This is a genomic window from Chryseobacterium sp. PCH239, from assembly GCF_018924625.1.
In the GTDB taxonomy this organism is placed as follows: Bacteria; Bacteroidota; Bacteroidia; order Flavobacteriales; family Weeksellaceae; genus Chryseobacterium; species Chryseobacterium cucumeris.
The window spans coordinates 3,980,810-3,993,456 of record NZ_CP073027.1; the positions used below are offsets into that span (position 1 = coordinate 3,980,810).

At 36.6% G+C, this 12,647-nt stretch carries 11 protein-coding genes; 5 read left to right on the top strand and 6 right to left on the bottom strand.

The window, feature by feature from the left end; genetic code table 11:
- The first annotated feature begins 208 nt into the window (after positions 1-208).
- Together KBP46_RS18440 and KBP46_RS18445 are read left to right on the top strand one after the other, a co-directional pair.
- Positions 209-1,177, top strand: a complete 969-nt coding sequence (locus tag KBP46_RS18440) for a sensor histidine kinase (RefSeq protein WP_228432421.1) — start codon at positions 209-211, stop codon at positions 1,175-1,177.
- Positions 1,170-1,868 carry a LytTR family DNA-binding domain-containing protein gene (locus KBP46_RS18445; protein WP_216443861.1) on the top strand — a complete coding sequence of 233 codons (699 nt, stop codon included), beginning with the start codon at positions 1,170-1,172 and terminating at the stop codon, positions 1,866-1,868. The genes KBP46_RS18440 and KBP46_RS18445 overlap by 8 nt, the downstream gene beginning before the upstream one ends.
- Before the next feature lie 56 nt (positions 1,869-1,924).
- Here the strand turns inward: KBP46_RS18445 and KBP46_RS24055 are convergent, their stop codons facing one another.
- The 4 genes from KBP46_RS24055 to KBP46_RS18460 all read right to left on the bottom strand — a co-directional run bounded on the left by KBP46_RS24055 (position 1,925) and on the right by KBP46_RS18460 (position 5,749).
- The gene (locus KBP46_RS24055; protein WP_262486832.1) at positions 1,925-2,059 is read right to left on the bottom strand and encodes a hypothetical protein; all 135 of its coding nucleotides are present in this window, start codon (positions 2,057-2,059) and stop codon (positions 1,925-1,927) included.
- A 234-nt stretch (positions 2,060-2,293) separates the two neighbouring features.
- Positions 2,294-2,431, bottom strand: coding sequence for a hypothetical protein (locus tag KBP46_RS18450; protein ID WP_167348788.1), 138 nt, complete (start codon positions 2,429-2,431; stop codon positions 2,294-2,296).
- 284 nt (positions 2,432-2,715) lie between these two features.
- The gene (locus KBP46_RS18455) at positions 2,716-5,103 is read right to left on the bottom strand and encodes a M1 family metallopeptidase (protein WP_216443862.1); all 2,388 of its coding nucleotides are present in this window, start codon (positions 5,101-5,103) and stop codon (positions 2,716-2,718) included.
- A gap of 67 nt (positions 5,104-5,170) precedes the next feature.
- Complete coding sequence (locus KBP46_RS18460) at positions 5,171-5,749, bottom strand: HupE/UreJ family protein (RefSeq protein ID WP_120232843.1); 579 nt, start codon at positions 5,747-5,749, stop codon at positions 5,171-5,173.
- 151 nt (positions 5,750-5,900) lie between these two features.
- Here KBP46_RS18460 and KBP46_RS18465 point away from each other — a divergent pair, with 151 nt between their 5' ends.
- Positions 5,901-9,116 (top strand): S8 family serine peptidase, encoded by a 3,216-nt coding sequence (locus tag KBP46_RS18465; RefSeq protein ID WP_216443863.1) that lies wholly within the window; start codon positions 5,901-5,903, stop codon positions 9,114-9,116.
- Between the two features lie 122 nt (positions 9,117-9,238).
- Entirely contained in the window at positions 9,239-9,712 is a 474-nt protein-coding gene (locus tag KBP46_RS18470; RefSeq protein WP_228436832.1) for a DUF6702 family protein, read from the top strand.
- 5 nt (positions 9,713-9,717) lie between these two features.
- On the opposite strand, the gene KBP46_RS18475 is transcribed toward KBP46_RS18470, so the two are convergent.
- Positions 9,718-10,311, bottom strand: coding sequence for an ACP phosphodiesterase (locus tag KBP46_RS18475; protein ID WP_062675899.1), 594 nt, complete (start codon positions 10,309-10,311; stop codon positions 9,718-9,720).
- Positions 10,312-10,432: 121 nt separating this feature from the next.
- On the bottom strand, positions 10,433-11,782 hold the full coding sequence (gene radA / locus KBP46_RS18480; protein WP_062675900.1) for a DNA repair protein RadA: 1,350 nt from the start codon (positions 11,780-11,782) through the stop codon (positions 10,433-10,435).
- Between the two features lie 138 nt (positions 11,783-11,920).
- On the opposite strand from radA, the gene KBP46_RS18485 reads away from it, so the two are divergent.
- On the top strand, positions 11,921-12,490 hold the full coding sequence (locus KBP46_RS18485) for a YceI family protein (protein ID WP_123279136.1): 570 nt from the start codon (positions 11,921-11,923) through the stop codon (positions 12,488-12,490).
- Positions 12,491-12,647 lie beyond the last annotated feature (157 nt).

Consider the following 12,647-nt stretch of genomic DNA (forward strand, 5'->3'; position numbering starts at 1 on the left):
ACGAACTGCATTTTGAGGCAAAAAGATATTTATATTTGAGGCGTTTCAAAATAAGGTATGGACTATGTTTTTAATCATTAATTTTATTATTATATTATTGATTATCAGAATTTTATTTAGTGGTAAGATTCTGGAAAGTCTTATGAAATACCGTTGGAAATTTTTGTTGAGGTTTCAGCACATTTTTTTCCTTTTTATCTTCATTTTGATGACTTATTTCACCGAAAACTACTTCCTGGACTCAACTCAGTTGGTAATAAGCATTATTTTGAACACCATTTTCAATGTGGGAATTTACTATCTGGTGTACTATTATCTGGTTCCCCGGTTCTATTTATCCAATAAATACCCGGAATTTATTCTCTATGCTTTAATTCTTTTTTTAGGGTCAAGTCTTTTCAGGATATTGTGGGAGCCTGCAGTTTTCCAGATGGATTTCAGCAGAGAAGGTTACCATGTCGGGTTTCTGTATAATGTTTACATTTCACAGGGAATTATCATTCTGGTGGGTTCTTTTTTGGGAATTACCAAAGACAAATTTTTAATAGAACAGGATGTGATCAGCCTTGGAGAAGAGAAAGATCAGCTTTATCTTGATTTACTGAAATCTAAACTGAATCCTCATTTTTTGTTGAATACGCTTAATAATATATATGCCAATAGTTTTACCCATTCAGAGAAAACTTCGGATTCTATTTTGCAGTTGAGCAAACTTTTGAAATATATTATTTATGACAGCGGAAAAGAAAAAGTAACCGTTTCTCAGGAATTTTCTTCATTAAAAGCACTTGCTGCGCTGTATCAGCTTAAATATAATAATCAGCTTGATATTGTCATGGATATTGAAGATCAGGAAGAATTTGACATTGCGGAAATCCCGTCTGCTATACTTTTGACTTTATTTGAAAACGCTTTAAAACATTCAGCAATTGGAGAAGATGCTCACGCTTTTATAAAATTATTCTGTTATATTGAGCGCTCTGAACTGTATTTTGAAATTATAAATTCTGTCGGGAAAGAGAGAACTCTTGTCGCTGAATCTGATTATCACGGGTTGGGTAACGAAGCAATTATTCATATATTGGAAAAATTTTATCCGGATCAGTATGAGTTTTATTCCGGACCGAAAGAAAATGATCAATATAAAATAGCTTTAACAATTACTATCAATGGCTAATCTGACTATCGTAAATGTAGATGATGAATATCCTGCATTGCAGCTTGTAAAACAATATTGCGATCAGCTTGAAGAGGTTGAACTGCTGGCTTCATTTCAGAAACCGGAAGAAGCACTGGCATTTCTGAAAACCAATAAAGTAGATCTTGTTGTTTTCGATATCAATATGCCTGGTATTAATGGAGTAGAGCTTTTGCAGCAGCTTCCTGATCCGCCACTATGTATTTTTCTTACCCTGGAAACAAAATATGCAGTGAAAGCCTTTGAGCTGGATGTTGTTCATTACCTTATCAAACCTGTGGATTTTGATACCTTTAAAAAAGCAGTCCATAAAGCAAGGGATTTTGTTCAGTTTAAAAGCTCAGCCAGCAGTCATCAGCAGGAAGACTTTATTATGTTCAAATCCAATTATGTGATGAATAAAGTTTTTCTAAAAGATATTCTCTGGATACAGGGATTCGGAGAATATATTGTCCTGATGACGCCGTTGAAAAAGTATATGATTCTGGAGAGAATGTCCAATTTTGAAGAGAAGTTTCAACATTTCGGTTTTATCAGAATTCACAAGTCTTATATTGTGTTATCAGAACATATCAATTCGTATAATTCCAGCCATGTTTTTTTGAAAAACGGCGATGAGCTTCCGTTAGGGAGAACTTATAAAAAGAATGTAAAAGAACATTTAAGTTAAAAAATAAAGCCGGAATATTTCCAGCTTTATCTTAAATTGTTATCTAAGGATTGGAACTATGGGCAATATTGTCCCGGTCCGATCCACAGGATACATTGTCCTTTGTAATTGTACTCACAGCAAATACGTCCTGCTGCTCCGCCATTGACTGATTTCTGAGCATCTCTGCTTAATAATTTAGCGTTTTTCATAGTTAATAATATTTTGTTTTGTATATCCCTGAACATTTAAAGTCAATCAGGATTTTGACATTTGGTGTAAAAGAAGTGAATCAAAGATAGTATTTTTCTTTATTGTGTGATATATTATAGTTGTTTTTTTATAATAAAATTTTGATTATCAGGTTGTAAGTAAAATATATAATAAGAAAAAAAGATAAAGCCGGAAATTTCCGACTTTATAAAAATTGTTATCAGATGACAGAACTAAGGACAGTTTTGTCCCGGTCCGATCCATAAAGTACATTTTCCGTTGTCGTCGCGTTCGCAGCATACGAGTCTGGCAGCAAGCCCGCCATTGATCGTTTTCTGAGCATCTCTGCTTAGTAATTTGGCATTTTTCATAAGTAATATTTTGTTTTTTTAATCCTGAACATTTATTGTCAATCAGGTTTTTGACATTGATGTTGATGTTTATTCAAATATAAAACTTTTTAAGTCAGGTTGTTATATTTTTTATAGACGAAAGAAAGGTGTTGGTATTGTAAGGTAGTTCAATGGATGAATGAACTTGGGATGAAAAGGTTTAAACAAAAAAATACTTCATATTAAAAAGGTTATAAGAAGTATTCTTTGCCCTTTTAATATGAAGTAGTGCTGTATTACTTAAAAGTTACAACCTTTTGATTTTAACTTTTTCCTGCGGCCTGCATTGGATTAACCTTTCCGGTTGAACCTCCTCTTACAGAACCTCTTCCCTGTTTTTGTTTGAAAAGTTGGAATTTTGAAGTTTCAGTACCCGTTCCGGTGCTGCTCCAGAAATTATTGGTTGTATCAATATCAGCAGTTTCTCTCATTGGATCCAGCTGAATAGATTTTAATTTCTTATCAAAATAATACGTCTTGGAAACTTTTTGTTCATTCAGTCTCCAGATCTGTGCTGCAGATTTGTCATATACTTTTGATCCGTCTTCAAACGTGAATTCAAGAATGATTGGCATTACCAGACCACCTTTGTTCACAAAATCGATCTGATATCCTGTAATATTTTTGAATTTCTCTTTATCCTTTGCATCTAAAGGAAGACCTGCCTCTGTTTTGATGGTGTATTGCTTATTATTATCAATCTTTTCCTGACCTCTGTCATATTTGTAATAGAAATCCTGAACATCTTTATCACCATCTACATAGAATTTGATATTCTTATCTTCTCTGTTTCTGATTTTTGAAAGATCCTCAAAACTGTTTACCAATGGTTTTTCAACCTGATATTGTACTTCAGCAGCAGCTTTTGGATCACTCTCAAGATTAGGAACAGCAACCGTTACTTTATCAATAGCAATATCTACAGGATCTGTACCGTAGAACCAGCCTCTCCAGAACCAGTCAAGGTCTTCACCACTGGCATCTTCCATGGTACGGAATAAATCTGCGGGTTCAGGATGCTTGAATGCCCATCTTTTCGCATAGGTTTTAAATGCTTTGTCGAAAAGTTCCCTTCCCATGATTGTTTCACGAAGAATATTCAGTCCTGTAGCAGGTTTTGAATAGGCGTTCGGACCATACTGAACAATATTTTCAGAGTTGCTCATGATAGGTTCCAGCTGATCTTTCGGAAGTTTCATATAATCTACGATCGTCCATGCCGGTCCTCTTTTGGATGGGAATTTATTATCCCACTTTTCTTCTGTAAGATATTCTGTGAAGGTATTCAGGCCTTCGTCCATCCATGCCCATTGTCTTTCGTCAGAATTGATGATCATTGGGAAGAAGTTGTGTCCAACTTCATGAATAATTACTCCAATCATTCCGTTTTTGGTTCCTTCAGAATAGGTTCCGTCTTTTTCGGTTCTGCCAAAATTGAAACAGATCATCGGGTATTCCATTCCGTTGGCTGCTTCTACGGATTGTGCTACAGGATATGGATAAGGAATCGTAAATTCTGAATACGTTTTAATGGTATGAGCTACCGCTTTTGTAGAAAACTTTCTGTAAAGGGCATAAGATTCTTTTGGATAGAAACTCATAGCCATTACTTTATTGTTGTTTTCAGGAATCGTTACACGCATTCCGTCCCAGACAAACTTTCTGGAAGAAGTCCATGCAAAATCACGAACATCTTTCGCTTCGAAAACCCATGTTTTTCTTTGTTTTGAATGATTTTTCTCCGCTTTTTTAGCTTCGTCTAACGTTACAATTTCTATAGGTTCAGAAGCATTTTCTGCTTTTCTGTATCTTGAAAGCTGATCAGAAGTTAATACCTGATCATAATTTTTACATTCTCCTGTTCCGCCAACAATATGATCGGCAGGTACATTCATGGAAACCTTAAAGTCTCCAAAGGCCAAGGCAAATTCACCTCTTCCTGTAAACTGGTGGTTTTGCCAGCCCTGGAAGTCACTATACACGCACATTCTTGGGTACCATTGTGCCATAGTATACAGGTCATTGCCATCTTCAGGGAAGTTTTCAAAACCTCCTCGGCCTCCCATTTTAATTCTGTCAGAGATATTGTAGTTCCAGTCTACTTTGAAAACGAATTTCTCTCCCTTTTTCAAAACTTTTGGAAGATCAATACGCATCATCGTTTTGTTCACCGTATACTTCAATGGATTCCCTGAAGCATCTGTTACTTTTTCAAGACTTACACCATAACCGTTATCTTTTACAGGAAGTTCAGAAACTTTAAGCTGCTGGTCCGTAGTGGAAGAACGAAGTACAGATGAAGTGTCATATCCTGCATTTCTGATGCTTGAGTGTTCGTTTTCATCAAGCTGCAGCCAGATATAATCCAACTCATCGGGAGAATTATTGTAGTAAGTCACCGTTTCTGAACCTTTCAGATTTCTTTTATCTTCATCCAGATAAGCAGTGATGTTGTAATCGGCTCTGTTCTGCCAGTATCCGTGACCGGGAGCTCCTGAAGCTGTTCTGTAGATGTTGGGTGTTGGCAGAATAGTTCCCAGCTGCTCAAACTTATTGCCGTGATTGCTGCCCGGGTTATTCTGAATATTTTGTGCGGTGAAACCTGTATATGCAAATACAGAAAGTGAAAGTATAACAACTTTTAGTTTCATAACCGAAATGATTTTTTAATGATCAAAGATAGTAATTACCTGTTGAATTTATGAGAATATTTAACTTTTAAAAAGGAATTCTTTCCAAAGTCATTTTTAAGGATAAAGCAAATACTCCGGAAGAAACAAAGAGTATCCAGTCTTTTTTATTCACTTTAAAAAGATTGAGTGAAATGAACAGGATGATTAAAATCGCAGCAACAATTACAATCTGGCCAAGCTCCAAACCAATATTAAACCCAAGGAGAGGTAACGCAATACTTTGGCTTTTAGCAATCATTACTCTTGCTGTGTTGGCGAATCCCATTCCATGAACCAGGCCGAAGATCAGTGCAAGATAATAATTAGCCCGCATCAAAGTCTGTTTCTGATTTTTCATGATAATATTATCCATGGAAGTAAGAACAATCGTTAAAGGAATTAAAAACTCCACCCAGTCAGAAGGAACTCTGAAAACATCCAGAATGCTTAAAGCTAAGGTAATAGAATGCCCGATTGTAAATGCGGTAACAAGAATCAGGATTTTTTTCCAGTCACTGTAAGAGTACACAGCTATCAAAGCTAAAACAAAAAGCTGGTGATCCAGTGCATCCAGAGAAATAATATGTTCCCATCCAAGGTTTAAATAAAAAATGAAATCCTGCATTTTGATTAAAAAATTTTATATTTTGAATATATTGTTAAAATATTGTTAATTTTATTATTTGATTTAATTTTCACACTTAATCTTTATTGATATTTTGCATTATTTATGTTTTAAATAAAAATTGTATAATTGTATTGCTTAAAAATGAAATATGGATATCAAAAAATTATTTTTTACAAATGTAAACATTTCACGTGGAGGAGCGAAGCTTCTTAGAAATGCTACAGCAGCCTTTTTGGGATTGTATTCCTACGCTTTTTACGGGCAGGTACAGAAACTGGATTCCCGGTTTGATCTTTTATTGAAAAATAAAGAAAGTATTGCTAACGGAAGAGCTGTAAAAGAACTAGAACGTCCTGATATGAAACTTGATCAGCACCTGGTGGTGACTTCAAAAGGAGCACAGACTATGTATTCATGTATAGTTTATACTAAAGAGCCTGAAAAATTAAAAGCAGACGGATTTCTTATACAAAGCCAATTTCCTGCTTTTTCCACAGCTTTGGTTACCATTGAAGATATTGAAAGACTGACTCAGCTTCCGTATGTAACCTCTGTAATGGGACCGGAGTTTGATGCACTTCATAATGATGTGAGCCGAGCTCAGTCCGGAGCAAGTCTTTTGCAGGATGGTGTTTTCAATAACACAGCTTATAATGGAACAGGAGTGTTGGTAGGAATTTATGACAGTGGAATAGACTGGAAACATCCGGATTTCAGAAAATCTGATGATCAGACCAAGAGCAGAATTGTTTCCATTTGGGATCAGACTTTAACTGCCCAGGCGGGAGAAACTGCCCCGGCAGGGTTTGCTACTGGCGTAGAATATACGAAAGCACAGATCGAAGATGAACTGGATGGGACACCCACGGGGTTTGTTCGTGAAAATGATACCAACGGCCATGGAACCCATGTTTCAGGTACAGCAGCTGGAAATGGTTCTGCTTTTACCGATAAAAGACATAAAGGATTTTCATCGGATGCAGATATTGTTTTTGTGAAAGGAGGAAACGGATCTTTTCCTACAACAAATACCATTAATGCTTTAACCTATTTTAAAAATGTGGCAACGGCACTTAATAAACCTATTGTTGTCAATATGAGTATTGGTGGCCAGAGTAGTGCTCATGATGGAACTTCAAGCCATGAAGTAGCGGTTAATAGCTTTACCACTTCAGGAGCGGGAAGAGTTGTTGTGATTTCAGCAGGTAATGATTACGGAGCTAATCTTCACAGAAAAGTTGATATTGCAGCCGGTGCGGCACAGACATATAACTTTACTGTAGCAAGCAACACTTCCGCAGCTTCAGTATTCTCATTCATTATGTATGCCAATGACAATACTCCCGTTACTGCAAAATTAACCACTCCGGACGGACAGCAGTATACGCAGAATATCAGTACAAACACCGCTCATACTATATTAGGAGGAGGTCTTACCGCAACTATGTATAATTATTGGAGTAACGACAACAATAAAAGATATGTACAGTTGGTAGTTACCAGAAATTCAGGGACCACCAATGTCCAAGGGAATTATTCATTGGAAATTACCAACAACGGAACCCAGCAGATCACAGCCCACGGCTGGCTGTATAGTCAGGGAGTGCAAACCACCTTACAAAACGGAGATAATGAATATATTGTAGGAAGCCCGGGGAATGCTTCCAACGCCATCACGGTAGCTTCTTATATGGGAAGACCAAGTTGGTATAGTACGGGAGCTTATTCTACCACAACCCCACAGGAATCTATCTCTTCATTCAGTTCACAGGGACCAAGAGTGGATGGGGTTCAAAAGCCGGATATCGCAGGTTCAGGCCAGAATGTTATTTCATCAAGATCCAGCAATTCTGCTCCCGCAGCAACAGACATTATTTCAGGCACCAATTATTACGTGAAAAACCAGGGGACAAGTATGTCTTCACCGGGAGTAGCTGGAGCAGTAGGGTTATTACTGCAGGCTAATCCTTCATTGACGGCAGCACAGGTGAAAGCCCGTCTTACAGCTAATGCAAGAATGGATGGTGCCACCGGTGTCGTTCCGAATATGAGATGGGGATATGGTAAATTGGATATCTATAAAGCTGTTACTGATGAAATAGGATGTGTGAAATCCAATTTTGAAACAGTAAGTTACGATGAGCCATACATTGTAGCCAATACAGAATTTAATTATTATTTTGATAATATGGCTCTTGCAGTAAGATATACGCCTACATTAACAGGGAAACTTGGAGGGTTCTCATTTGTATCAGGATCTTCAATTCCTTCAGATATCCCGGTGGATATTCAGATCAGAAAGGTAGATGCTAACGGAAATCCCGGAGATATTATTGCTACTAAAACCATTACTTCATGGCTTAATAATATTCAGAGATATACCTGGAATTACATCAATCTTTCAGATTTGAATGTACAGATGGTAACCGGAAAAGAATTTTATATTGTTGTTAATGGATTAGGAGGAAGAATTGCCATGAAAGCAGAGAATGCTGTACTGAATAGCAGATCTAAAACTTCTACTGACGGTACTACATGGACTTCCAGAACATTTGATCTTAAAATGAGAGCGGTAATCTATGAAAATGTTGCTGAAGTAAAGAATTTAGCAACTTCTAACCAGACGAAAACCAGTACGGTGGCGAATGGCTATAACTACTTTACAAATTCCTGCCAGCTTATCTCAAGGCTAGAAAAAGAAACAGCCAGTACAGTAACAGGAAATGTAACCTCAAAAGTATGGATAGATAATGCACAGCCAAATTATGTTGCAAGAAGATATGAAATCAATTCAGATGCAAATACTACGACGGCTACCGGAAAAGTAACTTTATATTTCAAGCAGAGTGATTTTGATGCTTATAATCTGACTAATGGAGTGAAATTACCTACTTCACCCACTGATGTTGCTAACAAAGCCAATCTTCTTATTGAAAAATATAGCGGAACAAGTACTACAGGAACCGTAGCTTCTTTTGGAGGAACCGCCACAGTTATTACTCCTGATATAGCAGATATTATCTGGAATGATACCTACCAATACTGGGAAGTGAGTTTTCAGACGACTGGTTTTGGCGGATATTTTGTTAAAACAGGAACAACATTAGGGACAGCGGATGTTAAAATAAATTCAGAAGTGAACATCACTCCGAATCCTGCAAAAGATTTTGTAAACGTGTCGTTAGGCAGATATTCTAAAGGTGCAGTAAGTGTTTATGATGTTTCTGGGAAACTGATTAAAACCGTTAATGTAGATAAGAACTCCGGTAGAATTGATGTTTCTGAATTTGTAAGAGGAACATACCTGTTTACCATTACATTGGAGGATAACACAAAAATCACAAAAAAAGTAATGAAGCAATAAATCTTCATCTATGATATTCAATGAAAAGCAGCAGTTTTTATAATTGCTGCTTTTTTTATATTTGCTGTAAAATAAGATTCATGTCAGGTAAGTTTTTTTGGAGTTTTCTTTTATTATTAACAATGACTTTTCAAAGTTTTACGGAGCGTGGGACTTTTCACCCCTATCACGTAGGATCTGTTGAAATTAATTATAATTCAAAATCCAGAACCTTTGAAGTAACCGGAAGATTCTTTCTTGATGACATGGAAAATGGCCTGGGGAAAAAATATGGAGGTGCTTTTCATTTTAATGACGAAAAATATAAGGCGAAACTGAATGATGCCCTGCAGAAATACTGTTCAGAATATTTCAGGCTAAAGGCTGATAATAAATTTTTAAAAGTAAATTATATCGGTTATGAAGAAGATCAGGAATCTGTAGATATCTTTCTTGAGTCAGAACCTGTAGCTACTCCTAAAAAAGTAGAAACTGCCGTAAGTTTTCTGTATAATCTTTTTGATGATCAGATCAATATTGTTCATATTATTGTAAACGGACAAAGAAACAGTGAAAAACTTACCTATCCTAACCGCTATCTGTATAAACAGTTCTGAGAATATTAATTTTCCAGCTGAAGCAACGTATTAATTCCTTTTGCGTGGGCCAGCAGATCAGGAAAAAAATCATCGTAACACTGCTGAAGATGATCTTTGTTCTTTAAAAAAGCTTCAAAAACGGGAATATCCTTATCGAGGTACTTTGCTTTATTCAAAACATTCTGAATGCTGAATTTAATTCCCCAGTCTTCACGGTAATTATAAAGCCAGTCATCATGCTCCATTTTTACAAGCATCTTTTTGAAATTTTCAGGAAGCCATTGTTCATAGGCATTTAAAACACGATAAACTTTAAGGGAATGCGCTTTCCATTCCGGAAGAGAATTCAGAGAAAGATCCTTGGCTACAAAATGATCCATCGAGACATCTACAAACGCACCTGCATACAGCCTTACCAATGGAGCGAATACCTTTTTGGCTTCATGAATGGCAGGATGAGAATCAGTATAAGTATCAATAGCTCTGTGCAGGGTAATTCCGTCCTGAATTTCCTTCGGGAAAGAAAAACGATCTCTGTTGCGGATGAAATCTTCGAGAAATTGCCCCACGATCTGCCCGTCAGTAAAAGAAAGAAAAGAATGAGCCAGATAATTCATAATTTAAAGGTATGAATTAAATGTGGATAGTGAAAGGTGAAAAGTGAATTCGCTTCACTTGTGAATTTTTATCCGCATTCTGATTGACCATTGACTTGCGAAGCAAAATTGACCATTCACTCTAGAACAGTCTCTCATGAAAATCTTCAATTTTACTCACTTCTTCAATCTTGATTCCAAATTTTCTTTTCGGGATTTTATTAAGATTGGATACAAATATTTTCTCATACCCCAATTTTTCAGCCTCAGTAATTCTCTGCTCAATCTGTGCTACCGGACGGATTTCGCCACTTAATCCGATTTCTCCGGCAAAACAGTAATGTTCAGAAATAGCAATATCTTCATTGGAAGAAAGAACAGAAGCAATGACCGCCAGATCCAGTGCCGGATCATCTGTTTTTATTCCTCCGGTAATATTCAGGAAAACGTCTTTTGCTCCCAATTGAAAACCAGCTCTTTTTTCCAGTACGGCCAAAAGCATATTCAGCCTTTTGGAATCAAAACCGGTGCTGCTTCTTTGAGGAGTACCATAAACGGCAGTACTTACCAATGCCTGTATTTCAAGAAGCATCGGTCTGTTTCCTTCCAGAGTTACTGCAACAGAGTTCCCTGAAAGTTCCTCAAACTTCTTGGTGATCAGTATTTCCGAAGGGTTTTTAATCTCTTTTAATCCCTGAGAAATCATTTCATAAATTCCAATTTCGGAGGTAGAACCAAAACGGTTTTTATTAGCTCTCAATAATCTGAACAGATGATTTCGGTCTCCATCAAAATTCAGAACAACATCTACCATGTGCTCCAGTACTTTTGGTCCGGCAATTTGGCCGTCTTTGGTAATATGTCCTACAAGAAAGACAGGCGTATTGTTTTCTTTGGCATATTTGATGATCTCATTGGAGCATTCCCGGATTTGGGATACGGTTCCCGGGGAACTTTCTATCAATTGAGACTGCAGCGTTTGAATGGAATCAATAATCATGAAATCCGGCTCCAGTTTTTTGGCCTCATGAAGAATTTTTTCCAATGATGTTTCTGTGAAAAGGAAACAGTTCGGATTTTGAATATCCGTAAGTCTGTCTGCTCTCATTTTGATCTGAGAAGCACTTTCTTCACCAGAAACATAGAAAACTTTTTTCTTCATTTTCAAAGCAAGCTGAAGCAGAAGGGTAGATTTTCCGATGCCCGGTTCGCCACCAATCAAAGTTACAGACCCCAAAACGATGCCGCCTCCTAAAACACGGTTCAGTTCTTCAGAAGGGGTTTTTATCCTAGGTTCTTCGCTGGTTTCTACTTCAACAATATTGATAACATGTTGTTTCGTTTTTGAAAAAGGAGGAGTTTTATGAGAAGGTTTCTCTACAACCTCTTCTACTAAAGTGTTCCATTCTCCACAGTTTTTACATTGTCCCAGCCATTGAGGATACTGGGTTCCGCAGTTTTGACAGAAATATGCTGTTTTCAGTTTTGCCATACTGCGAAGTTATAAAAAAGCATTTTTTTTTCAGAATGTAAATGGGTTTAATATAAAAAAACTAATACGTCTGCGATAGAAATATCTTTCATATCTTAGCCTGATTCAATTAAAATATTAATGTAAAATATCATTACAATGAAAAAAGTATTTTTATCTTTCGTGTTTGTGCTGTTAAGTATTGTAGCTTTTGCACAGGGAACCTGGCAGGTAGACCAGATGCATTCATCGGTTAACTTTAATATCAAGCATATGGGGATTAGTTTTGTACAGGGAAGGTTTGATAAATTTGACGGAAAAGCAGCCACTGGTGGTGCTAATCTGGATAATGCTGATTTAAACTTTTCTATCAGTGTTCCTAGTATTAATACCGGAGTGGATATGAGAGACAGACATCTTATCAGCGAAGAGTTTTTCGATGTTGCCAAATACCCTACGATTGAATTTAAGAGCTCTTCCGTTACAAAAGATAAAAACAACAACTATATCGTTAAAGGGAAACTAACCATGAAGGGAGTAGAGAAAGAAATCACTGCTCCGGTTACATTGGGTGGGATTACAAAAAATAAAGATGGAAAAGAGGTCATGGGAATTCAGACGAAATTTACAGTAAACCGTCTGGATTATGGAATCAAATATGACCCATCAGGAGCAGGTATCGCGAAAGATGTTGAGGTAACTGCTTATTTTGAGCTTGTAAAGCAATAATATTTCAACGTATAAAATATAAAAGGTTTTCCATGTGAGTGGAAAACCTTTTTTGCTGATAGATGAAAATCCTTTTGGTTATAGCTTTGTTTCATTTGTTTATATCAATCTTAATAAAAAATTTTATCTGGTTTTATAGTTGTTTGAGGGATGTTTT

Bases quoted from the DNA above. Each gene is read 5' to 3' on its own strand.
- KBP46_RS18440 (WP_228432421.1), top strand. From the start codon at position 209: ATGACTTATTTCACCGAAAACTACTTCCTGGACTCAACTCAGTTGGTA.
- KBP46_RS18445 (WP_216443861.1), top strand. From the start codon at position 1,170: ATGGCTAATCTGACTATCGTAAATGTAGATGATGAATATCCTGCATTG.
- KBP46_RS24055 (WP_262486832.1), bottom strand. From the start codon at position 2,059: ATGAAAAACGCTAAATTATTAAGCAGAGATGCTCAGAAATCAGTCAAT.
- KBP46_RS18450 (WP_167348788.1), bottom strand. From the start codon at position 2,431: ATGAAAAATGCCAAATTACTAAGCAGAGATGCTCAGAAAACGATCAAT.
- KBP46_RS18455 (WP_216443862.1), bottom strand. From the start codon at position 5,103: ATGAAACTAAAAGTTGTTATACTTTCACTTTCTGTATTTGCATATACA.
- KBP46_RS18460 (WP_120232843.1), bottom strand. From the start codon at position 5,749: ATGCAGGATTTCATTTTTTATTTAAACCTTGGATGGGAACATATTATT.
- KBP46_RS18465 (WP_216443863.1), top strand. From the start codon at position 5,901: ATGGATATCAAAAAATTATTTTTTACAAATGTAAACATTTCACGTGGA.
- KBP46_RS18470 (WP_228436832.1), top strand. From the start codon at position 9,239: ATGACTTTTCAAAGTTTTACGGAGCGTGGGACTTTTCACCCCTATCAC.
- KBP46_RS18475 (WP_062675899.1), bottom strand. From the start codon at position 10,311: ATGAATTATCTGGCTCATTCTTTTCTTTCTTTTACTGACGGGCAGATC.
- radA (WP_062675900.1), bottom strand. From the start codon at position 11,782: ATGGCAAAACTGAAAACAGCATATTTCTGTCAAAACTGCGGAACCCAG.
- KBP46_RS18485 (WP_123279136.1), top strand. From the start codon at position 11,921: ATGAAAAAAGTATTTTTATCTTTCGTGTTTGTGCTGTTAAGTATTGTA.